Annotated in this window: 21 protein-coding genes and 1 tRNA gene; 16 read left to right on the plus strand and 6 right to left on the minus strand. The window is 66.9% G+C overall.

The features are described from left to right. The first annotated feature begins 83 nt into the window (after window positions 1–83). The 3 genes from garD (at window position 84) to ASF16_RS12965 (ending at window position 4,142) form a co-directional block, all read left to right on the plus strand. Window positions 84–1,658 (plus strand): galactarate dehydratase, encoded by a 1,575-nt coding sequence (gene garD / locus ASF16_RS12955; protein ID WP_235507365.1) that lies wholly within the window; start codon window positions 84–86, stop codon window positions 1,656–1,658. Window positions 1,659–2,037: 379 nt separating this feature from the next. Continuing rightward, a complete protein-coding gene (locus tag ASF16_RS12960) occupies window positions 2,038–2,988 on the plus strand; it encodes a DMT family transporter (protein WP_056167587.1) in 951 nt (316 codons plus the stop codon). A gap of 11 nt (window positions 2,989–2,999) precedes the next feature. Then, the gene (locus ASF16_RS12965; RefSeq protein ID WP_056167589.1) at window positions 3,000–4,142 is read left to right on the plus strand and encodes an aldose epimerase family protein; all 1,143 of its coding nucleotides are present in this window, start codon (window positions 3,000–3,002) and stop codon (window positions 4,140–4,142) included. Between the two features lie 70 nt (window positions 4,143–4,212). On the opposite strand, the gene ASF16_RS12970 is transcribed toward ASF16_RS12965, so the two are convergent. Next, window positions 4,213–5,160, minus strand: coding sequence for a LysR family transcriptional regulator (locus ASF16_RS12970; RefSeq protein ID WP_056167592.1), 948 nt, complete (start codon window positions 5,158–5,160; stop codon window positions 4,213–4,215). A gap of 126 nt (window positions 5,161–5,286) precedes the next feature. On the opposite strand from ASF16_RS12970, the gene ASF16_RS12975 reads away from it, so the two are divergent. The 7 genes from ASF16_RS12975 to ASF16_RS13005 all read left to right on the plus strand — a co-directional run bounded on the left by ASF16_RS12975 (window position 5,287) and on the right by ASF16_RS13005 (window position 12,857). Continuing rightward, window positions 5,287–6,069 (plus strand): SDR family NAD(P)-dependent oxidoreductase, encoded by a 783-nt coding sequence (locus ASF16_RS12975; protein ID WP_056167595.1) that lies wholly within the window; start codon window positions 5,287–5,289, stop codon window positions 6,067–6,069. A gap of 279 nt (window positions 6,070–6,348) precedes the next feature. Continuing rightward, on the plus strand, window positions 6,349–7,875 hold the full coding sequence (locus tag ASF16_RS12980; RefSeq protein WP_056167598.1) for a DegQ family serine endoprotease: 1,527 nt from the start codon (window positions 6,349–6,351) through the stop codon (window positions 7,873–7,875). A gap of 145 nt (window positions 7,876–8,020) precedes the next feature. After that, a complete protein-coding gene (locus tag ASF16_RS12985) occupies window positions 8,021–8,680 on the plus strand; it encodes a response regulator transcription factor (RefSeq protein ID WP_056167600.1) in 660 nt (219 codons plus the stop codon). Beyond that, window positions 8,677–10,053 (plus strand): ATP-binding protein, encoded by a 1,377-nt coding sequence (locus ASF16_RS12990; protein ID WP_056167605.1) that lies wholly within the window; start codon window positions 8,677–8,679, stop codon window positions 10,051–10,053. The genes ASF16_RS12985 and ASF16_RS12990 overlap by 4 nt, the downstream gene beginning before the upstream one ends. A 359-nt stretch (window positions 10,054–10,412) precedes the next feature. Further along, entirely contained in the window at window positions 10,413–11,408 is a 996-nt protein-coding gene (locus tag ASF16_RS12995) for a 2-dehydropantoate 2-reductase (RefSeq protein ID WP_056167607.1), read from the plus strand. Between the two features lie 166 nt (window positions 11,409–11,574). Beyond that, window positions 11,575–12,378, plus strand: a complete 804-nt coding sequence (locus ASF16_RS13000; RefSeq protein ID WP_056167610.1) for a hypothetical protein — start codon at window positions 11,575–11,577, stop codon at window positions 12,376–12,378. A gap of 251 nt (window positions 12,379–12,629) precedes the next feature. Continuing rightward, window positions 12,630–12,857: a DUF4287 domain-containing protein gene (locus ASF16_RS13005; RefSeq protein WP_056167614.1), complete on the plus strand. Its 228-nt coding sequence runs from the start codon at window positions 12,630–12,632 to the stop codon at window positions 12,855–12,857. 40 nt (window positions 12,858–12,897) lie between these two features. Here ASF16_RS13005 and ASF16_RS13010 read toward each other — a convergent pair whose 3' ends face one another. After that, entirely contained in the window at window positions 12,898–13,428 is a 531-nt protein-coding gene (locus ASF16_RS13010; protein WP_369817150.1) for an Lrp/AsnC family transcriptional regulator, read from the minus strand. Between the two features lie 103 nt (window positions 13,429–13,531). Here ASF16_RS13010 and ASF16_RS13015 point away from each other — a divergent pair, with 103 nt between their 5' ends. Further along, on the plus strand, window positions 13,532–14,419 hold the full coding sequence (locus ASF16_RS13015; protein WP_056167616.1) for an EamA family transporter: 888 nt from the start codon (window positions 13,532–13,534) through the stop codon (window positions 14,417–14,419). Window positions 14,420–14,455: 36 nt separating this feature from the next. Here ASF16_RS13015 and ASF16_RS13020 read toward each other — a convergent pair whose 3' ends face one another. Together ASF16_RS13020 and ASF16_RS13025 are read right to left on the minus strand one after the other, a co-directional pair. Then, the gene (locus ASF16_RS13020) at window positions 14,456–14,842 is read right to left on the minus strand and encodes a nuclear transport factor 2 family protein (RefSeq protein ID WP_056167618.1); all 387 of its coding nucleotides are present in this window, start codon (window positions 14,840–14,842) and stop codon (window positions 14,456–14,458) included. An 80-nt stretch (window positions 14,843–14,922) separates the two neighbouring features. After that, window positions 14,923–15,423 carry a VOC family protein gene (locus ASF16_RS13025; protein ID WP_056167621.1) on the minus strand — a complete coding sequence of 167 codons (501 nt, stop codon included), beginning with the start codon at window positions 15,421–15,423 and terminating at the stop codon, window positions 14,923–14,925. A 322-nt stretch (window positions 15,424–15,745) separates the two neighbouring features. On the opposite strand from ASF16_RS13025, the gene ASF16_RS13030 reads away from it, so the two are divergent. From ASF16_RS13030 to ASF16_RS13040, 3 genes are all read left to right on the plus strand, one after another. After that, window positions 15,746–16,498 (plus strand): hypothetical protein, encoded by a 753-nt coding sequence (locus ASF16_RS13030; RefSeq protein WP_056167624.1) that lies wholly within the window; start codon window positions 15,746–15,748, stop codon window positions 16,496–16,498. Window positions 16,499–16,694: 196 nt separating this feature from the next. Then, window positions 16,695–16,895, plus strand: a complete 201-nt coding sequence (locus tag ASF16_RS26175; RefSeq protein WP_156372066.1) for a hypothetical protein — start codon at window positions 16,695–16,697, stop codon at window positions 16,893–16,895. Window positions 16,896–17,202: 307 nt separating this feature from the next. After that, window positions 17,203–18,528, plus strand: coding sequence for a hypothetical protein (locus tag ASF16_RS13040; protein ID WP_200926900.1), 1,326 nt, complete (start codon window positions 17,203–17,205; stop codon window positions 18,526–18,528). Between the two features lie 57 nt (window positions 18,529–18,585). On the opposite strand, the gene ASF16_RS13045 is transcribed toward ASF16_RS13040, so the two are convergent. Beyond that, a complete protein-coding gene (locus ASF16_RS13045; RefSeq protein WP_056167631.1) occupies window positions 18,586–18,936 on the minus strand; it encodes a hypothetical protein in 351 nt (116 codons plus the stop codon). 1 nt (window position 18,937) lies between these two features. Between ASF16_RS13045 and ASF16_RS13050 the strand changes: the two genes are divergently transcribed. Next, complete coding sequence (locus tag ASF16_RS13050) at window positions 18,938–19,285, plus strand: KTSC domain-containing protein (RefSeq protein ID WP_235507366.1); 348 nt, start codon at window positions 18,938–18,940, stop codon at window positions 19,283–19,285. 228 nt (window positions 19,286–19,513) lie between these two features. Next, a complete protein-coding gene (locus ASF16_RS25490; RefSeq protein WP_082516909.1) occupies window positions 19,514–20,218 on the plus strand; it encodes a lysozyme inhibitor LprI family protein in 705 nt (234 codons plus the stop codon). Between the two features lie 598 nt (window positions 20,219–20,816). On the opposite strand, the gene ASF16_RS13055 is transcribed toward ASF16_RS25490, so the two are convergent. Further along, window positions 20,817–20,891, minus strand: a tRNA-Arg gene (locus tag ASF16_RS13055). Between the last annotated feature and the right edge of the window lie 11 nt (window positions 20,892–20,902).

The raw sequence follows: 20,902 nt of genomic DNA on the forward strand, positions 1-20,902 counted from the left end.
TGCGATGACTCTGGCGGCGGCATGGCGTATCTTTTTGTGCAAGCTGTGCAGCGCCAGCAAGAAGTAAAGAAGTGACAGACCCGATGCGAGAAGCCCTCACCATCCGCATGCATGCGGAAGACAACGTCGCCATCGTCTCCAACGACGGTGGCCTGCCCGCTGGCACGGTGTTGCCGCCCGGCGTGCCCGGCGCCGGCATCGCGCTGCGCGACAAGGTGCCCCAGGGCCACAAGGTGGCGCTGGCGGACATCCCCGAAGGCGGCGTGGTGCGCCGCTACAACGTGCCCATCGGCTATGCGCTCAAGGACATCGCGGCCGGCAGCTGGGTGCACGAGCGGCTGCTGCAGATGCCCTCGGCCCGTGCGCTGGAAGGCCTGCCCATGGCCACGGTGAAGCCCCCGGTGCTGGAGCCGTTGACGGGCTACACCTTCGAGGGCTACCGCAACGCGGACGGATCGGTGGGCACGCGCAACATTCTGGCGATCACCACCACCGTGCAGTGCGTGGCGGGCGTGGTGTCGCAGGCCGTGCACCGCATCAAGACCGAGCTGCTGCCGTTGTTCCCGAACGTCGACGACGTGATCGGCCTGGAACACAGCTACGGCTGCGGCGTGGCCATCGACGCGCCCGACGCGGTCATCCCCATCCGCACGCTCAAGCACATCAGCCTGAACCCCAACTTCGGCGGAGAAATCATGGTGGTGAGCCTGGGCTGCGAGAAGCTGCAGCCCGACCGCCTGCTGCCCCCGGGCAGCTTCCCCATCACCGACGAGCGCGATGCGGCCCTGGGCCCCGAGACGGTGTGCCTGCAGGCCGACCACCACGTGGGCTTCATGTCGATGCTGGACGACATACTGCAAAGCGCCAGGCCGCATCTGGAACGCCTGAACGCCCGCCGCCGCGAGACCATCCCGGCCAGCGAGCTGGTGCTGGGCGTGCAGTGCGGCGGCAGCGACGCGTTTTCGGGCGTCACCGCCAACCCGGCTGTGGGCTTTTGCGCCGACCTGCTGGTGCGCGCAGGCGCCACGGTGATGTTCAGCGAGAACACCGAGGTGCGCGACGCGGTCGAGCAGCTCACCAGCCGCGCCGCCACGCCGGAGGTGGCCGAAGCCATCGTGCGCGAACTGGGCTGGTACGACCGCTACCTGGACCGCGGCCGCGTGGACCGCGCGGCCAACACCACGCCGGGCAACAAGGCGGGTGGCTTGTCCAACATCGCCGAGAAGGCCATGGGCTCCATCATCAAGAGCGGCACCGCGCCCATCTCGCACGTGCTGGCCCCGGGCGAAAAACTGCGCCGCGACCAGCGCGGCCTGGTGTACGCCGCCACGCCGGCCAGCGACTTCATCTGCGGCACGCTGCAGCTGGCCGCCGGCATGAACCTGCACGTGTTCACCACCGGCCGGGGCACGCCCTACGGCCTGGCCGAATGCCCCGTGGTCAAGGTGGCCACGCGCAGCGACCTGGCGCGCCGCTGGCACGACCTGATGGACATCAACGCCGGCAAGATCGCCGACGGCGAGGCCACCATCGAAGATCTGGGCTGGGAGATGTTCCACCTGCTGCTCGATGTGGCCAGCGGCCGCAAGAAGACCTGGGCGGAGCAGTGGAAGCTGCACAACGCGCTGGTGCTGTTCAATCCGGCGCCGGTGACTTGACGAGGCTCGCGTGTATTAGCCAACCGTTCGGGCTGAGCCTGTCGAAGCCTCGCGCCGCGCTTCGACCGGCCTGTCCTGAGTCCGTCGAAAGGCTTGGCGTGAACGGTATGGGTTGTTGAAAGGGTTCGCAGGAGTCTTTTGAAGCGTACGTTGTGAGGGACCTCACCCATCTGTCCCGCGTCCGCTCCCATCCTTCAAACCCACCAAATACCCGGTCGGGCTGAGCTTGTCGAAGCCCTGCGCGGCGCTTCGACAAGCTCAGCGTGAACGGGTTTTAAGTTTTTTTTCGAGACAGATCCATGAGACACGATCTGCCGAAATCCCATCCCCACAGCCCGTCCTTGCACGGGCTGTGTCACTAGAGAGAAAGACGAATCCCATGCCCCACACCCGATTTTCCGACCGCAAGGTCGTGGTGGCGCTGGCGCTGCTGTGTTGCCTGCTTTGGGGCAGCTCGTACCCCGCCATCAAGACCGGCTACGCCTGGTTCGGCATTGCGCGCGACGACATCCCATCGCAACTGGTGTTCGCCGGCTGGCGCTTTCTGGGCGCGGGGCTCATCCTGCTGGCCTGGGCGCTGAGCCAGCGCAAGTCCATCGTGAACCTGGGGGCGGGCAGTGCGCGCCAGCTGGTGGTGCTGGGCCTGTCGCAGACCACGCTGCAGTACGTGTTCTTCTACGTGGGGCTGGCCTACACGACGGGCGTCAAGGGCTCGATCATGAACGCCACCGGCACCTTCTTCAGCGTGCTGCTGGCGCACTGGGTCTATCACAACGACCGGCTGAGCCACGCCAAGCTCTGGGGCTGCCTGGTGGGCTTTGTGGGTGTGATGGTGGTCAACCTGGGGCGCGGCACGCTGGACATGGACTTCACGCTGCTGGGCGAAGGCTTCGTGGTGATCGCCGCTTTTGTGCTGGCCGCGGCCAGCATCTACGGCAAGCAGGTGTCGCAGCGCATGGACTCGGTGGTCATGACCGGCTGGCAACTGGGCATTGGCGGCGCGGCGCTGCTGGCCGTCGGCGGGGTGCTGGGCGGCTCGCTCACGGGCTTCACCTGGGGCTCGGCTGCGCTGCTGGTGTACCTGGCGCTGCTGTCGTCGGCCGCGTTCTCGCTGTGGAGCATCTTGCTCAAGCACAACCGGGTGAGCCAGATCACGGTGTTCAACTTCACGGTGCCGATCTTCGGCGCGGCGCTGTCGGCGCTGTTCCTGGGCGAGGCGCTGCTGGAGTGGAAGAACCTGCTGGCCCTGGTGCTGGTGTGCGCGGGCATCTGGCTGGTCACGCGCGATGCGCCTGCGTCCACGCCAGCCACGCCCCCTGCCAAGCCCTAGACTCGCTGCCCATGGCCCATACCCTCCATCGCGACGCTTTCACGCACACCCTCCACGGTCAACCCACCGACCTGTACACCCTGCGCGGCGCGGGCGGGCTGCAGGTGGCGGTCAGCAACTACGGCGCCCGCCTGGTGCAGGTGGCGGTGCCGGACGGGCAGGGCGGCCTGGCCGACGTGGCACTGGGCTACGACAGCCTGCAGGGCTACCTGGATGGGCAACTCTCCATGGGCGCGATCATCGGCCGCTGGGCCGGGCGGCTGCGCCACGGACAGCTGAAGTTGCCCGATGGCACCACGCTGCAGCTGCCCACCAACAGCGGTCCGCACCACCACCACGGCGGCCCGCTGGGCAGCCGGTTCCAGGTGTTCACGGTGGCTGAGGCGCGGCCCGATGCACTGCGCCTGCAGCACGTGTTTCGCACGCAGGACGACGGCGTGCCCGGCACCGTGCGGCTGACGCTGGACCTGGCCATCGCACCCGACAACGCGCTGCACATGGCCTGGACGGCCGAGGTGGCCGATGCGCCCACGGTGGTCAACATCACCGGCCACGCGTTCTTCAACCTGGCCGGCGCGGGCAGCACGCACGGCCATGTGCTGCAGGTGCCCGCCAGCCACTATGTGCCGCTGGCGGCGGATGTGTGCCCCGTCGGCACGGTGGAGCCGGTGCAGGGCACGCCGTTCGACTTTCGTGCGCCCCGCCGTGTGGGCGATGCCGTGGCGCACCCGCACGAGCAACTGGCGCGCGCAGGCGGGCTGGACCACTACCTGGCCTGGGGCGGCGCTACCAGCGCCGCGCTGCCCGCCTGGGCTCTGCAAGCACCCGCGCTGGCCTCGCCGATCACGCCGGGGGGCCTGCGGCCCGCGGCCCTGCTCAGCGACCCTGCCAGCGGGCGCGCAATGCAGGTGTGGACCACTGCTCCGGGCGTGCAGGTGTATGCCGGCCACGGCCTCAAGGCCGACCCGATGCGTGACAGCGGGCGCAGCGCCATCGGCGCGCCCGGCACGCCCTGGCTGTGGCAGCCCGGCGACGGCATTTGCCTGGAGCCCATGGAGTACCCCGACGCGCCCAACCACCCCGGCTTCGGCGCGCGCTGGTGGCAGCCGGGCGAGGTGGTGCGCGGGGCCATCGTCTACCGGTTCACAGGCTGATGCGTCCGCCTGCCTTCATGGGTTATCAAGCTTTTCAGGCCTCTGCCGCTTGTCTGGCAAGCGCTGTCAGCTATTGAATTGATAGCGATGCCTGCTGGGCTGCTGCGGCCGCCTCGCGCTGCAGGTGCTCCTGCACCACCGCCGCCAGCCAGTCCATCACCACCCGCACGCGCTGGGGCAGGTGGCGCCGGTGGGCATACAGCAGCGTCACGGGCATGGACGGGGCAGGGTGGTCCTGCAGCACCTCCACCAGCAGGCCCTTGTCGATCAGCTCGCGCACGCCCAGCAGCGGCGCCTGGATCAGACCCAGCCCGGCGGCGCAGGCGCCCAGGTAGGCCTCGGCACTGTTCACGGTGACGCGCCCGTCCATGGGGTGGAACTGCGGGCTGTCGCCGTCCTGCACCTCGAAGCCCGCCGAGCGTGTGCCCAGTGTGCTCACGTAGTGCACCAGTTCGTGCTGTGCCAGGTCGGCCAGCGTGCGGGGCGTGCCCTTCCTGGCCAGGTAGCCGGGGCTGGCGCAGGTGGCCACGCGCACCACGCCCAGCGGGCGCGCCACCAGGCCGGGCTCTGCCACCGGACCCACGCGGATCACGCAGTCAAAACCCTCGCGCACCAGGTCCACGCGCCGGTCGGTGCTGCTCAGCTCCACCTGCAGCAGGGCGTGGCGCTGCAGCAGCTCGGGCAGGCGCGGCAGGACCAGCTGGCGCGCGATGCCGGTGGACATGTCGATGCGCACCCGGCCCTGCAGGTCGGCGCCCTCGGGGTGGGTGAACAGGGTTTGCAGCTCCTCCACGTCGGCCAGCAGGTCCTTGCAGCGCTCGTAGTAGACCTGCCCGTCCTGCGTCAACTGCACGCGGCGCGTGGTGCGGTGCAGCAGGCGCGTGCCCAACTGCGCCTCCAGTTGCTGCACGGCCAGCGAGGCGTTGGCCTTGGGGATGCCCAGCACCTGCGCGGCCTGCGTGAAGCTGGCCAGCTCGGCCACGCGGGCAAAGATCTGCATGCGGTCAAAGGGGTTCATTGGCTATCTATTTTTGAACAATCAATTCAATTTTGCCTGGTTTATGTATTCATGGGGAATCAATAAAGTTCTCTCCATGCCCGCTGCACCCCGTGGCAGGCACCCCACCCACCCGAGGACCTCCCCATGACCACCCCCGCAAACCCCGCTTCTTCCACCCCCATCGTTCTCATCACCGGCGGCAGCCGGGGCCTGGGCCGCAGCGCCGCGCTGGCGGCTGCGAAGAGCGGTATCGATGTGGTGCTGACCTACCGCCAGCAGGCCGCCGAAGCCCAGGCCGTGGTGGCCGAGATCGAGGCCCTGGGCCGCCGCGCCGTGGCACTGCCGCTGGATGTGGGCAACGTCGGCAGCTTCGAGGCCTTTGCCGTTCAGCTGTCGCAGGCCCTGCAGTCCGGCTGGCAGCGCGAGCGCATCGACTTTCTGGTCAACAACGCCGGCATGGGCGTGCACGCACCGTTTGCGGAGACCACCGAGGCGCAGTTCGATGCGCTGGTCAACGTGCACCTGAAGGGCGTGTTCTTTCTCACGCAGCGCCTGCTGCCGCTGATGAACGACGGCGGCCGCATCCTGAACCTGTCGTCGGGCCTCGCCCGTTTCGCCTTGCCCGGCTACGCGGCCTATGCGGCGATGAAGGGCGCCATCGAAGTGCTCAGCCGCTACCTCGCCAAGGAACTGGGCCCGCGCGGCATCGCCGTGAACGTGGTGGCCCCCGGTGCCATCGAGACGGATTTTGGCGGCGGCGCGGTGCGCGACAACGCACAGCTCAACGCCTTTGTCGCCGGCCAGACGGCACTGGGCCGCGTGGGCGTGGCGGAGGACATCGGTCCGCTGGTCGCAGCCCTGCTGCAGCCCGCCACGCGCTGGGTGAATGCGCAGCGCATCGAGGCCTCGGGCGGCATGTTTTTGTAGAGTGCACCCCCTGAGGCGCTATGCGCCTTCCCCCTCTCTCTACGCGCTTCGCGCTAGGGAGGGGGACGCCACCGGTGCACGCAAGCGCAGCGCCGCATACGCAGCATGGCGGCCCTTGCACGGTGGCACTGGCCTGGGGTCGCGCCAGTATCGAAGGCCCTTGGGCGGGAAAAGAATGTTCCAAATGCACCCACATGCACATCCCGCAGCCTAAGTTTCGTCTAAGTGTCGCTACCCACACTGCCTTCCATCGCAACCCCGATTGAAAAGGCAGACACCATGAGCAACACGCTTGCATCCACTCCCCGCCGCCTGATCCTGGCCCTGGTGGCCGCGGGCGCTCTGGGCGCCACCGGCGCCGGGCTGATCAGCGGCCACCAGGCCCGCGCGGTCACGCCGGCTACCCCCATCGTGGCGCAGACCCCTGCGGCACCCTCGGGCGGTGCACTGCCCAGCTTTGCGCAGATCACCGCGCAAAACGGCGCGGCGGTGGTCAACATCAGCGTCACCGGCAGCACCAAGGCTGCCATGGCCAACGACGACGATGACGACGACGAGAGCCAGCCCACCGCCCGCCAGGGCCGGGGCCCGCAGATCGACCCGAACGATCCGTTCTACGAATTCTTCCGCCAGTTCGGCATGCCCGGCGCCGGTGCGCAGGGCCGTCCCAACGTGCCCACCCACGGCCTGGGCTCGGGCTTCATTGTCAGCCCCGACGGGCTGGTGCTGACCAACGCCCACGTGGTCAAGGGCGCGAGCGACGTCACCGTCAAGCTCACCGACCGGCGCGAGTTCCGCGCCAAGGTGCTGGGCTCGGACCCCAAGACCGACGTGGCCGTGCTCAAGATCGACGCCAAGGACCTGCCCGTGGTGCGCCTGGGCAGTACGCGCGACCTTCAGGTGGGCGAATGGGTGCTGGCCATCGGCTCGCCCTTCGGTTTTGAAAACAGCGTGACCGCGGGTGTGGTCAGCGCCAAGGGCCGCTCGCTGCCCGACGACAGCCTGGTGCCGTTCATCCAGACCGACGTGGCGGTGAACCCCGGCAACTCGGGCGGGCCGCTGTTCAATGCGCGCGGCGAGGTCGTGGGCATCAACTCGCAGATCTACAGCCGCTCGGGCGGCTACCAGGGCGTGTCGTTCGCGATCCCCATCGAGCTGGCCGCCAAGATCAAGGACCAGATCGTCGCCACCGGCAAGGTGCGCCATGCGCAGCTTGGCGTGGCGGTGCAGGAGGTGAATCAGGCGTTTGCCGAATCCTTCCAGCTCGACAAGCCCGAAGGCGCGCTGGTGGCCAGCGTGAGCAAGGGCAGCCCCGCCGAGAAGGCGGGCCTGCAGCCTGGCGACGTGATTCGCCAGGTGGACGGCCATGCCATCGTCGCCTCCGGCGACCTGCCCGCCTGGGTGGGCCAGGCCCAGCCCGGCCAGCAGGCCAAGCTGTCGGTGTGGCGCCGCGGCCAGCCGGTGGAGCTGACCGCCACCCTGGGCGACGCCAGCGACAAGGCGGGCAGCAAGCAGGCGCGCGCCGAAGAGGCGGTGGGCAAGGCGCAGCTGGGCCTGTCGCTGCGTCCCCTCGATGCCGACGAACGGCGCGAGGTGGGCGTGAGCGAAGGCCTGGTGATCGAGCAGGCCCGCGGCCCCGCCGCCGCCGCGGGCGTGCAGCCTGGCGACGTGCTGCTGGCCATCAACGGCGCTCCGGCGAAGAACATCGACCAGGTGCGCACGGCGATGGCCAAGGCCGGCAAGTCGGTGGCGCTGCTGATCGAGCGCGACGGCAACAAGATCTTTGTGCCCGTGCGGTTGGGCTGATGCGGGGATGGGGGTGAGGTGTAAGGAACGGGGCGGAGTGCCCCAACCTCCACACCTCATCCCGACCCGACCCCACCCGTTCGGGCTGAGCCTGTCGAAGCCAGGGCGCAACCCCACTCCCACCATTCGCTATGCTCGCCCCACCATGCGATTGCTCCTCGTAGAAGACGACACCATGATCGGCGAAGCCGTGCAGGACCTGCTGCGCGCCGAGCACTACGCGGTGGACTGGGCCCGTGACGGCACCGCGGCCGACACGGCCCTGCGCACGCAGGTCTACGACCTGGTGCTGCTCGACCTGGGCCTGCCCCAGCGCGACGGGCTCTCGGTGCTGCGCGACCTGCGCACGCGCAAGGACCGCACCCCGGTGCTGGTGGCCACGGCGCGCGACTCGGTCACGCAGCGCATCGAAGGGCTCGATGCCGGTGCCGACGACTATGTGCTCAAGCCCTATGACCTGGATGAACTGCTCGCCCGCATCCGCGCCTTGCTGCGCCGCGCCGCAGGCCGGGCCGAGCCGGTGTACGAACACAAGGGCGTGTGCATCAACCCTGCCACGCGCGAGGCCACGGTACAGGGCGTGCCGGTCGTGCTGTCGGCCCGCGAATGGGCTGTGCTGGAGCCGCTGATCGCCCGCCCGGGCATGGTGCTGTCGCGCCAGCAGCTCGAAGACAAGCTCTACGGCTGGGGCGACGAAGTCAGCAGCAATGCGGTCGAGGTGTACATCCACGGGCTGCGCAAGAAGCTGGGCGCCGAGGTGCTGCTGAATGTGCGCGGCGTGGGCTACCTGGTGCCCAAGGCATGACGGAAAAGCTCACCTCAGCCCTGCAGTCCGTTCGCGCGGTGCTGCCGCGCTCGCTGCGTACGCGGCTGCTGATATTCATCCTGGCCGCCATCGTGCTGGCCGGCGCCGTGCAGGGCGCGCTGGCCTACCGGGGTGCTCTGGCCGAGGCCGACACGCTGTTCGACTACCACATGCAGCAGACCGCGCTGGCGCTGCGTTCGGGCCTGCCGGTGGACGCGCAGGGGCTGGGCCCGGGGCTGGACCCGGAGGACGAGAACCACGAATTCATCGTGCAGGTGTGGACCAACGAAGGCCTGCGCATTTTTGAATCCGCCGTGGGCGCGGCGCTGCCGCAGATCGCGGTGCTGGGCTTCACCGACGTGCAGGCACGGGGCGGCACCTACCGCGTGTTCTCGATGCAGACGCGCTCGCAGGTCATCCAGGTGGCGCAGAACATGGCGGCCCGCCGGGGCATGGCGCGCGCCCTGGCGCTGCGCACGCTGGCGCCGCTGGCCTTCATGGCGCCGCTCTTGGTGCTGGCCGTGTGGTGGGGCGTGAGCCGGTCGCTCGCGCCGGTGGAGCGCGTGCGCCGCCAACTGGCCCAGCGCCAGGCCGACGACCTCTCGCCCGTCAGCGACGCGCAGTTGCCCGACGAGGTACAGCCCCTGGTGAGCGAGCTCAACCTGCTGTTCGAGCGCGTGCAGCGCGCGTTCGACGCGCAGCAGCACTTTGTGGCCGATGCCGCGCACGAGCTGCGGTCCCCCCTGGCTGCGCTGCGCCTGCAACTGCAGGGCCTGCAGCGCGCGGGTGACGACGCTGCGCGCGCCGCCGCCGTAGAGCGACTGTCCTCGGGCATCGACCGCGCCACGCGGCTGGTGGAGCAATTGTTGACCCTGGCCCGCCAGGAGGCCGGTGCTGCGGCCCCCGGCGCGCACACCGAGCCGGTGGACCTGCAGGCCGCGGCGCAACTGGCGCTGGCCGACGTGGCCCCGGCGGCGCAAGCCCGGTCCATCGACCTGGGCCTGCTCGACTCCGACGCGTCATCGGTGCCTGGCAACGCCGAAGCGCTGCGGATGCTGGCGCGCAACCTGCTCGACAACGCCGTCAAGTACACGCCCGCAGGCGGCCGGGTGGACCTGCTGGTCCGGCGTGCGGCCGACGGCCAGGCCGTTGAACTGACGGTGGAAGACAGCGGCCCCGGCATTGCTGAGGAACACCGCGCCCGCGTGATGCAGCGCTTCGTGCGCGAGACCACCGACGGCGCGCCGGGCAGCGGCCTGGGCCTGGCCATCGTGCAGGCCATCGCGCAGGCCCACGGCGCCACGGTGGCGCTGGATGCATCGCCGCGGCTGGGCGGGCTGCGCGTCACGGTGCGGTGGCCGGGGGCGGCGTAGGTCACCGTCAGCCTGTGGCACGGGCTGCGGGCCTGCGTGGGTGTGCGGGTCGGTTCGTTGTGCAATGCACGGCATCGGGTTCAGTGCGAGTGCTATGATTTTGGTAGCTGGTAGCGCTTATCTATCTAGCGGTAGGGGCCAAAAAAGCTGGACTTCTGGTGCGCGTTGGCATCCGAGGGGGCAGTGCAGGGCAGTGCCGGGAAAGGCCGTGGGAGGGGACAGTGGTCGCCTGGGCGGCTGGCCGCAGGCCCGCGTCGCCGCACAATGCACAGGCTGCGGGTGGCCGGCCGCCGACCGCCCTTTGGCGTGCGGTTTTGCCAGTCCGCGTTTACACATCGCTTCAACGGAATCGACGTCACATGAACTTCATCGTCTTGGGTGCGGGCGCCATTGGCTGCTATGTGGGTGGGCGGCTGGCTGCGCACGGCCACTCTGTGTGCCTGGTGGGCCGTCCTCGTGCGCTCGAAGCCATCGCATTGCAGGGCTTGCGCGTGACGGACCTCGACGGCCTGGACCAGCTGGTGCCGCCCACGGCACTGCGCATTGCCACCAATCTGGCCGACGCCGTACCGCGTGCCCAGAGCGTGGTGCTGCTGTGTGTCAAGAGCGGCGCCACCGAATCCGCCGCGCGCGAACTGGCGGCCGCGTGCCCGGCCGGCACCCCCGTCATCTCGCTGCAGAACGGCGTGGACAACGTGGCCCACCTGACCGCATTGGCACCCGAGCTGCGCGTGCTGGCCGGCATGGTGCCGTACAACGTGGTGCTGCGCGGCGCCCACGTGCACCGTGCCACGGCGGGCCACCTGCAACTGCAGCGCAGCGATGTGACCGAGGGCCTCGCACCCTTGTTCAACGCGGCGGGCCTGGCCACCGTGCTGCCGTACGACATCCGCGCAGTGCAGTGGGGCAAGCTGCTGCTCAACCTGAACAACCCGGTGAATGCGCTGTCCAACCTGCCGCTGCGCGAAGAGCTGCTCGACCGCGACTGCCGCTTCGTCTTTGCCGCGCTGCAGTCCGAGGCACTGGTGGTGATGGCGCGCGCCGGTATCTCCCCGGCCAAGGTCACCGCGGTGTCGCCGCGCCTGCTGCCCCATGTGCTGCGCCTGCCCAACTGGCTGTTCACGCGGCTGGCCCGGCGCATGCTGCAGATCGACGCCCAGGCGCGCTCGTCCATGTGGGACGACTTGGAGGCCGGACGTGTGACCGAGATCGATGCCATCTGCGGAGCCGTGGTGCGGCTGGCCGCGCAGCAGGGTGGGCAGGCGCCGCTCAGTGCGCGCATGTGCGAGTTGCTCGGGGGGCCGCGGCTGCGGTTGACGGGGCGAGAGATGCGCAACGCGTTGGGTTTGGCGTGACACAGGACTTGCTGGAAAAAGCTTGTTGCCTTGCCTTCCCACCCAGGTCGTTGGCTCTCCAAGGCGCATGTTTTCCCTGTCCCAACCTTCCCCCGTGCGTTGCGCAGACCCGCCTGCAAAGCTGCGTTCAAGTCAACGCTGGGTGGGAACCGCTAAGCTTTTGATCATGCGCATATTCATACTCCTTGCAGCCACGGCGCTCGTGTTGTCGACACCCTCCCTCGCCGCGTCACCGCGCACGGACACGCTGGCCATCAGTCCATCCGAAGGGTGGGCCGCGGTCGGTTGTACGCCAGACAAGCTCTGTGTGGAAATCGCTCCATCGGAGCGCGGCTGCGAAGGCCAGGCATGTCCCAACGGCGCAGCCGATGGCACGGACGTGAGCCTGCAGCTGCCTGGCGGTCAGGGCGATCCGGCGCACATGCTCTATCGGATAGCAGGGCTGCCATCCGCAGACGCTTATGCCCGGCTGTGGCCGAAGCTCATCCGCTTCAAGGGCGGCCTCCTTGTGGGTGTGCAAATGGAGGAGCGCGCCATGTACTCGGGCGGTGGGGCCAGTGCAACCACCCTGCACCTCATCGCCTTTGTGCCCGACCAATCACCGTTCGAGGTTCTGCGTGTTCCACAGAGCTCCAGCGCGACGATCCGGGCGTGTTTCAGCGAGCGCCACATGAAGCAGCGCGCCGGGGCCTGCCACGATGAATACAACTTCGACGCGACCCTCGTCCTGACGCAAGCATCCGCTGCAGGGTGGCCGGTTCTGCGCTATCGCAGCAAGGCGACATCGTTTCCGGGGCACGTGTCGCGGTCCAAAGACTCGCTGGCGGCGCGGCCACTTCGCCAGCGCGACCTGGTGACCGTGACCGACCCCCGATGCAGTTACCAGCGGTTGTTTCGCTTCACCCCGCAAGCCCGCGCTTACGTGCCCGATACGCCAGCGCCCGATTGCACGGACTACACCGTGCCCTGATGGGCTGTGCAAGCTCACCGGAGGTTGCCAGGCCTGGCTGCCAGTGCGACGATGGCAATACGGCCAGCGATGAGCAAGACGCACTGCAGTGGCAACCGCTGCCAGCGCGCCGGCTTGCTCACGGGCGCGCCGGGCGAGTGCCCTACCGGCGACAACGGCGCTGATGGTCCGCGCCCACAGGCCCAGAGTCACCGTCCTGTCAGGGGCTGTCTTCATTTTGTCGCCAGCCAGTTTCATACCAAGGACCCACCATGACAGAGCCAAGCACCAACATCACCCCGGCGAAAGGCCCCGCCTCGTATTTCCCGTCCATCGAGGCCAAGTACGGCCAGCCTATCAGCCACTGGATGGACGTACTGCGCGCCGCGGGCCCGCGCAAGCACATGGAGTACGTGGCCCTGCTCAAAACCGACCACGCCCTGGGCCATGGGCATGCGAATGCGCTGGTGGCGGCCTATCTGAGCCAAGGCAAGTCATAGCTGTCCATCTTTGGGGGATGTGCGCAGCCGGGGTCGCCACTCAGGCCGCACCAGCCTCACCCAAGCCCAGCGGCACCTTGAGCCCTGCTTTCAAACACCCCAGCGACACCGACGTGCGAAAGCGCCGCACGTTGTCGTCCCCATCGAACAGCCGCCGCGTCAGCGCCTCGTAGTCCGCCATCGACGCCACGTTGACCACCAGCAGGTAGTCCGCCTCGCCGGTCACGCTGTAGCACTGCTGCACCGCGTCTTCGGCGGCGATGCGCGCGCGCAGCGGGGCCGTGCGGTCGGGGCGCTCGTTCTCTAGATGGATCTCGAGCACGATGGTCAGCGGCATGCCCACCTTCACCGGGTCGATCACGGCCACGTTGGCGCGGATCACGCCGCTGTCCTGCAGCCGCTTGATGCGCCGCTGCACGGCGGGCGCCGACAGATTGACCGCCCTGGCGATCAGGCGTTGCGGCGTGGTGTTGTCCGTCTGCAGGATGTCGAGGATGGCCAGGTCGAAGCGGTCCAGGCCCGGGTGCGGCAGGGGCGCGATGGCGGAGGCGGAAATGGGCGTGGTGGGCATGTCGGCAGCCTTCCGGTGCAGGGCAGGGGGAGTGAGCGAAAGTTGCGTGAAGGGCTTCGAAACAGAGCCAAAAACGCGCCGCGGTCGAACTATATTTTTACCCATGACCGCGTCCCCCTTTCAACGATTCATTCCCTTCCTGGCCGTGCTGGGCTCCGTCACGGCGCTCGGGTTCGGCACATCGTGGGCCAAGCAGATCCTGTTTCCGGCGGTGGGCGCGCAGGGCACCACCGCCGTGCGCGTGGGCCTGTCGGCCGTGCTGATGCTGCTGCTGTGGCGCCCCTGGCGCTGGCGTCTGTCACGCGCCGATGCCGTGGCGATTGCCTGCTACGGCGCCGCGCTGGGCGCCATGAACCTGATGTTCTACATGTCGCTGCGCACGCTGCCGTTCGGCCTGGCCGTGGCCATCGAGTTTTCGGGGCCGCTGGCGGTCGCAATCTGGTCGTCGCGCCGCGCGGTGGACTTCGTGTGGGTGGCCCTGGCGATGGCAGGCCTGGGCATGCTGCTGCCGCTGGGCCTGAACGGCAGCGTGCTCGACCCGATGGGCGTTTTCTACGCGCTGGCTGCCGCCGTGTTCTGGGCGCTGTACATCGTGTTCGGCAAGCGCGCCGGCCATCTGCACGCGGGGCATACCGTATCGCTGGGGCTGCTGGTGGCTGCGCTGGTGGTGGTGCCCGTGGGCGTGGTGCATGCAGGCACCACGCTGCTCACGCCCACCGTGCTGCTGGTGGGCCTGGCCGTGGCGGCTATCTCCAGCGCCATCCCCATCTCGCTGGAAATGATGGCCCTGAAGCGCCTGCCCAAGGAGGCCTTCGGCATCATGATCAGCATGGAGCCCGCCGTGGCCGCCGTGCTGGCCATGGGCCTGCTGGGCGAGCACCTGAGCTTCAATCAGTGGCTCGCCATCGGCCTCATCGTGTCGGCATCGATGGGCACGGCCATGACGGCCGGGCGGAGCAAGCCCGCGCTGCGCGAGCCGGCCGCCGCGTAGTTCAGTGATGGTTCCAGGGGTCGCGCATGCGCATTACTAACTGGCGCGCGGTGCGTCGTGGTAATGCAGGTGCTGCACCTGCCAGCCGTGTTCTACGGTGTGCAGCCACAACTCGGTGAACAGCACCGCAGGCTGGTCACCCTGTGGTGTAGCCATGCGGCCCACGCCATGGGCCGACACCACGCCATCGCAGATTGTGCGCAGCACCAGCCGCTCGTCCTGCGCGCGGCTGCCGGGCGGAAACCAGCGGCCCGATTGCACGGCAGCTGCAATGCCGCCCAGCTGCATCGCCCGGCTTTGCACGCCGGTGCTGGTGACGACAAAGAAATCGGCGGCCTGCAACTGCCCCAGAACGCCGGTGTCGCCCGCCACAAAGGCTGCATACCATTGCGTGCGCGCCGCCCGCAGATCCGTGTGATTCACTTGCTGTCACTCCCTGCCATCCGTTCCTCAAGAGCCCGACGCGGGCTCTTTTCTTGACAGCGATGGTATCCGTCAGTGCATCAAGCCGCAGATGCCGGGCCGCCGCCCCGCCATGCCGCCTCGATGGTGGCGATGTCGATCTTGCGCATGGTCATCATCGCTTCGAACACCCGCTTGGCCACTGCGCGGTCGGGGTCGGCCATGGCCGTGGTCAGCACGCGCGGGGTGATCTGCCACGACACGCCCCAGCGGTCCTTGCACCAGCCGCACTCGCTCTCCTGGCCGCCGTTGCCCACCACAGCGTTCCACAGTCGGTCCGTCTCGGCCTGATCGTCGGTCGCGATCTGGAAGGAGAAGGATTCGTTGTGCTTGAACTGCGGCCCGCCGTTCAGGCCGACGCACGGGATACCCGCCACAGTGAACTCCACCGTGAGCACATCGCCCTGTTGGCCGTCCGGGTAGTCGCCCGGTGCCAGCATCACTGCGCCGACGGAACTGTCGGGAAAGGTGGCTGCGTAGAAATGGGCGGCGCTCAAAGCATCTCGCTCGTACCACAGGCAAATCGTGTTCTTGCTGGTCATGGTTGGCTCCTTGGAAAAGTGGACCCGCCGCGCATCTGGGCGATCGTCATCGTCGTCATGTCCCGCGCGGTGTCCATGGGGTTGTCGCAAGCGGGTGGTGTGGCCGCGCGCTTCGTTGATGCACGTTGACCGAGGCTCGCGTGCCCGCCCGTCGCGCCGCGGGCGTGCAACGTTTATGGCGTGAATGTGCACATCTGTATCGCAGCCACAGCACTACAAACGCGTAAGGAATGGCCTACAGAAATGGGCAGCGCGTTTTTTCAAGATGGGTTTTCGCATGAGGAATTGGCCCATGCGTTTTCATTGAAACGAGGAGATTGCAATGGCATACCGTGACGACGAAGACCGCAACCGCAACCAAGCACGCGACTACGACAGCGACAGCGGACGGCACCAACAACACCAGCAGCAGGAATACCGCAGCGGCGGCTATGGCAGCCATGAAGACCAACGCAACCGGCAGTACCAGGCGCAGGACGACACCAGCCGGTTTGCCAGCGACAGGGACTCCAGCGCCGGCCAGTACCGCAGCGGGCGCGGCAACGAATCACAGTTTGGCGGCTATGGGCAGTCAGGCCCCGGCAGCAGCCACTTCGTGGGTGACCGCGGTGGCAACAGCAACATCGGGCGCGGCGTCGGGGACAGCGGCTACGGCGGCTATGGCGGCGGTCAGCAGTACCAGCAGGACCGCTATCCACAGGGTGGTCAACAGCAAGGCTATGACTGGGGCGGCTCTCGCCAGGTAGGCGGTGGTTACGGCGGCGCCGATCAGTTCTCGCAGGGCTACGGTGGTGGCCAGTACGGCGGGCGGCAGGACCGATCCGGCGGTGGTTTCTATGGTGAGTCCGACCGCTTCAGCTCTGGCCGCAACCAGAGCCAGCAGGGCCACGACCCCGACTACCACCAGTGGCGCAACGAGCAGATCAGCAATCTCGACAAGGACTACGAAGCCTTCCGCGGAGAGCGCTACCAGAAGTTCTCGGACGACTTCAACACCTGGCGCAGCAACCGCACCAAGAGCGCCGACCAGAACCAGCAAACCGCCAGCGCGAAAAACAAGGACCAGACCAAGTGACCGTGCTGCAGCGCAGCCGTAACACCCAATATGGCGAAGGCCTCGACATCCATGTCGGGGCCTTTTTTTCGCACATGCGCTACGTGCCCGAAGGGGCCAGTGAGACTCCCGGCCGCGCACCCGGATCTTGGCCCGTCTCCTACGCTGCAGGCCAGCGCTACCGGGCCCAATTCAATCTTTGACCCAGGAGCACACCATGGCCACTGACCCCGCAGAACACCCCATCCACAAAGTCCCCGAAACGTTCCCCCTGCCGCCGGGGGATCTGCCGCCCAGCACGGAGCCACTGACGGTGCCGCCACAGCCCCAGTTGCCGCAGTCGTCCGAACCCAGCCCGTACCAGGGCGAGCAAGAGGATGAAAGCGCAGACCCGGTAGGCCAGCCGCCCAGGATGTAGGGCGACTGCTGCAGTGGTCAAAGCTTCATGCGCGCTCCTAAGCGCCAGCGGTTTTGACCTGCTGACCTGCAGGTCCCGTTCAAGCCTGTGGGTCCTGTCGGCGACGGGCATGCCACGCAAGTCCGCTAGCATCACGCAGCGCTGACCCTGCCTTTGGCCGTCGCACTGGCCATCCGAAGATGCTGGTACGGAGGTGGGAATCAGCCTGACCGTGGATGTGTCGGCGTGCGCCGCTTAGTTGGACGCGCTCAGCCGAGCCATCTGTGTTGCACCCCCCGACCGCCTACCCGTCTACCCACTTCCACCCATGAACTTCGACTTGGTCGCCCCGCTGCTGCATCGCATCTACGACGTTGCCAACCACGGTATCGACAGCCACGGCCAGTCCTTCTTTCGCATCCCCGATACGGTGACCGCGCAGGAGCGCCAACAACTGGCCGATGCCGGCTGGACGCCCAACACGCTGGCGAAGTGGCCGCATGACGAAGCCATACAACGGCTGCGCAGCCTGGCCGCCCAGGTGGACCTGCGTCGCGCGGCCGACGCGTTCGTGGCATCGCTGGGCTCGGCCGGCCTGCAGTGGCAGGCCGTGCTGCCCGCCGTTGCGCTGGGCCGGGCCATGCCAGAACATGCACACCAACCCATGGGCCCGGGGTCAGACCGCTGCGCCATCTGCTTTCACACCGCAACGGCCAAGGATCGCACTCAGCTGGCTTACTACCGCGCGTTGCAAGGGTCGGGCTGGAGCGACGAGGACGGCCCGCTGGCCGCAGTGCTGACCCTGGAAGACGCGCTCCAGTGCCCGCCCGACAGCTGGCCGCAGCCCGCGCCGCGCGACATCTGGGTGCTGCACCAGCTGCTGGGCTTGCTGCGCAGACTGCCCGGCATCGCTCGCTACAGCCAGGCACGCACCGCCATCCAGGCCGCGAAGTGGCTGCAGCCTGCCAAGCCCTGGCGTGCCGGGCTGCTGCTTGAGGCTTTGGCGTTTATAGGCGTGCTGCAGGCCCCGGATCGGCCTGGCCTGCGGACCCGCTTCACCTCCGCGCGCGAGCGCGACCAGCGGCCCAGCGTGCGGGTCGAAGTGCCGGGCCCGCTGGCGTGGTGGACAGCGGCGCACGGCACCAACGACGCCCTGCTGCACAGCCTTTTTGGCCACCTGCCGCGCCCCACCGCAGAGCCTGCGGCCCCAGCACCTCAGCCACCACCATCTCGTGCAAAGTCCGCAGCCCGGCCCACCGGGGTGCCCAAGGCCCCGCGTGCATTGCCCGGTCCGCTGGCCGCGGGCGACGTGTATGTCGTGCGCTTTCGAGAAGACCTCTGGGGCGCCGCCTACTGCCACGAAATGCGCACCGACGAGCCCACCGGCGTCGTGCGCGGCCGCATGGAGTATCTGGACATCCTGTCACCCACACCACCCACACCGGCCGACTTGGCCGAGCGGGGCTTTCGCGACCGCCTGGACGGCAGTCGCTGGCAGATGTGGTGCGCCAGCCTGGACCAGACCAGCGGCGTCAAACGCATCGCCCAAGGCGTACCGCCGCGCCCCCATGCCCAGAGAATGCCCGACCGCATAACCCACGGCGGCGCGAAGGAGTTGCGGCACATGGCTGCATGGAATTTTCCGCAGCTTTGAGCAGCGCGGGCGTTGGATGGACCGGGCGCTTTGCCTGCGCGCCCACACATCCCGTGCCTATCGCAGCAACTCCACAACCATAGGAGCTACTTGGTACAGCCCGTAGAGCACATATGCGATGAACGGGCAGGCAAGAACGGCGGCGGTCAACGTCAGCGCGGATTTGAAGCGAAGCATCGCTGACGAGAACGTAGCGATGCAACCCGCCATGGCGACGGCCGCACAGGCTGCAAGCCAAGAGAGCGCCCCGGCCCACACCTTGCCGTACCCGCAGCCGCCTTCGAAGTCGGAGGCACAGGGCTTGTGCACCGCGATCGCAAGGTCTGCGGAAAACCACGCTGCAGCGCAGTAGAGGATGAATGCAATTGCAAGGGCCAGTCCTGAGGCTGATGGGTCGGGGGGGCGCATCTTGAAGCTTTTCGTATTTGTAGCGCTTGCGCTGATGGCCCAGGCCGCCGCAGCCGAGACGGTGCAGGTGTGGCACCACGGCCCCGTCCCGCTCGATACGCTTGTGTGTGCCGACGTGAACCAGAGCAGCGATGTTTCCCGCATCTGCTACGACAAAGCAGAGCGGTTCATGGTCATTCGTTTGAAGAGCACCTACTGCGACTATTGCAGCATCGATTCAGGCACGGCGCAGGCGCTACAAAGCGCAGGCTCAAGGCGGCAGTTCTTCGAGTCGCGCATCCGTGGCTCGGGCAGCGATGGGCCCTTCGATTGCATGACCCATGCCATCCCGAACAAGTACAAGCGCTAGATGCTGAACGTTCTTTAACGCCGAAGGCTGATACGCAGAGGTGGGGTGTGCGAGTTGTACCGGTGCGATCTTAAAAATTTGCCCTTCCGCTCCAAAATTGAGCTATCAAGCCAATGGGCATAGCTCCTACAGTGAGAGCAAAATTCTTGTACTTTAATAGTCAGTCTCAGGGGCTTATTCTGATGGCTTCAAAAGAAATTGAAGTCCGCTAACATATTCAAAGCAGAAATGAAAAAACCTTTATTTATCGGCATTGCTCTCGTCGCTTTGAACGTTACTGCCTCGGCATGGGCTCAGACCGCAGGCCAATTTATGAATAATCCAGCGTTTACTGGTCAAAGGCCGGCGCAGTGCATCTCAACTCTTGAAATGCAGCAATGCGCTGCTCATGATTTGCGCGATGCAGATGCTGAGATGAGCAAGCGCTATGCTGAGCTGCGCGCCAGCCTGAATACAGCTGCTCGAAAAACTCTTTTGACCGAGCAACGGGCATGGCTGAAATCGCGTGATCGGGACTGCGTCTCCAAAGGGCGCAATGGCGGCACGATGGCTTCTGTAGCCGTGGCTAGCTGCTGGGTCGAGGTAACTAAATCTCGTTCTTTATCGCTGGAGAAAGAACTCGGGTCTAAGGTGAATTCTGCTGCTCCTTTGCCGGCATCCGCGTTTATCGGCCGCTGGCGCGGCGGTGAAGGCACTGTGATGAAAATTACGCGCCAAGGCGACAGCCTCTTGATTGACAATCAGTGGGGCTTAGACGCAGATATGCACGGCAAATTTGTTGGCACTATTACATCGGATGGACTTCGCTTTGAGCGTAATGGTGTGATGGAGACTGTGCGTCCTGGTATGGGTGATTCCGTAAACCGCAGTGCTTTGAGAGGGAAAAAAGACTGCCTTGTGGTTTCGCGCGATGAAGGCTATTGCCGATATTAATAACGATATTTATTCTTCGTAGTGTTGACGGCTTGTAATTGATGGCAGGCCAACGCAAAAAAGGGCCCCGAAATAACGCCGGGGCCTTTTGCATTTCAGCGCCAAGCGCACGCCTGGTAGGAATCATTGGGACGCTCAAAGATCCAGCATGCCCAGCGCCTCCACTCGGGCTGCCCCGAAGCCTCCGGCCGCCCCAGCGCCACGGCCGTTGAGCGCTCGCCGACCAAACTTCATGCAATAGGCGCGCACATCCTCCACGCGCTAATCAGAGCCCAACGGGTCGGGAACGTGCGCAGCAGCGCCATGGCCTTCGAGAGGGCCTCTTCGCAGTCTGCCTAGGCCTTGCAAGCCTCCAGGCGCGCATAGGCTGCATCGTGGGCGGTTGCGTACTGCTCTGCAGCCGTGACACACTGGCCCGCATGGGCAGCGCGGTGCGCCCCGAATCGGCCAGCGCCTCGCGAAGCTCTTCGGCGATAACCATGGGAGGACTGTGCTTGGTCTGGCCGCAATCAGTGCTTGTATAGGGGCATAAGCTGATTTCCCAGGGGGAAACAAAAAAGCCCGCAAGAGCTTGCACCCGTGCGGACTGGTTGTTTTTTGGTCCCTTCGACAGGAATCGAACCTGTATCTAGCGCTTAGGAGGCACTCGTTCTATCCATTGAACTACGAAGAGACAGCCGCGCA

It is taken from the genome of Acidovorax sp. Leaf78, assembly GCF_001422735.1.
GTDB lineage: Bacteria > Pseudomonadota > Gammaproteobacteria > Burkholderiales > Burkholderiaceae_C > Acidovorax.

Coding starts and splice junctions, on each gene's coding strand:
- ASF16_RS12985 (WP_056167600.1), top strand. CDS start 8,021: ATGCGATTGCTCCTCGTAGAAGACGACACCATGATCGGCGAAGCCGTG.
- ASF16_RS12995 (WP_056167607.1), top strand. CDS start 10,413: ATGAACTTCATCGTCTTGGGTGCGGGCGCCATTGGCTGCTATGTGGGT.
- ASF16_RS12990 (WP_056167605.1), top strand. CDS start 8,677: ATGACGGAAAAGCTCACCTCAGCCCTGCAGTCCGTTCGCGCGGTGCTG.
- ASF16_RS13005 (WP_056167614.1), top strand. CDS start 12,630: ATGACAGAGCCAAGCACCAACATCACCCCGGCGAAAGGCCCCGCCTCG.
- ASF16_RS13030 (WP_056167624.1), top strand. CDS start 15,746: ATGGCATACCGTGACGACGAAGACCGCAACCGCAACCAAGCACGCGAC.
- ASF16_RS12970 (WP_056167592.1), bottom strand. CDS start 5,160: ATGAACCCCTTTGACCGCATGCAGATCTTTGCCCGCGTGGCCGAGCTG.
- ASF16_RS13025 (WP_056167621.1), bottom strand. CDS start 15,423: ATGACCAGCAAGAACACGATTTGCCTGTGGTACGAGCGAGATGCTTTG.
- ASF16_RS12980 (WP_056167598.1), top strand. CDS start 6,349: ATGAGCAACACGCTTGCATCCACTCCCCGCCGCCTGATCCTGGCCCTG.
- ASF16_RS12975 (WP_056167595.1), top strand. CDS start 5,287: ATGACCACCCCCGCAAACCCCGCTTCTTCCACCCCCATCGTTCTCATC.
- ASF16_RS13000 (WP_056167610.1), top strand. CDS start 11,575: ATGCGCATATTCATACTCCTTGCAGCCACGGCGCTCGTGTTGTCGACA.
- ASF16_RS13045 (WP_056167631.1), bottom strand. CDS start 18,936: ATGCGCCCCCCCGACCCATCAGCCTCAGGACTGGCCCTTGCAATTGCA.
- ASF16_RS25490 (WP_082516909.1), top strand. CDS start 19,514: ATGAAAAAACCTTTATTTATCGGCATTGCTCTCGTCGCTTTGAACGTT.
- ASF16_RS13040 (WP_200926900.1), top strand. CDS start 17,203: ATGAACTTCGACTTGGTCGCCCCGCTGCTGCATCGCATCTACGACGTT.
- ASF16_RS13015 (WP_056167616.1), top strand. CDS start 13,532: ATGACCGCGTCCCCCTTTCAACGATTCATTCCCTTCCTGGCCGTGCTG.
- ASF16_RS13010 (WP_369817150.1), bottom strand. CDS start 13,428: ATGCCCACCACGCCCATTTCCGCCTCCGCCATCGCGCCCCTGCCGCAC.
- garD (WP_235507365.1), top strand. CDS start 84: ATGCGAGAAGCCCTCACCATCCGCATGCATGCGGAAGACAACGTCGCC.
- ASF16_RS12965 (WP_056167589.1), top strand. CDS start 3,000: ATGGCCCATACCCTCCATCGCGACGCTTTCACGCACACCCTCCACGGT.
- ASF16_RS26175 (WP_156372066.1), top strand. CDS start 16,695: ATGGCCACTGACCCCGCAGAACACCCCATCCACAAAGTCCCCGAAACG.
- ASF16_RS12960 (WP_056167587.1), top strand. CDS start 2,038: ATGCCCCACACCCGATTTTCCGACCGCAAGGTCGTGGTGGCGCTGGCG.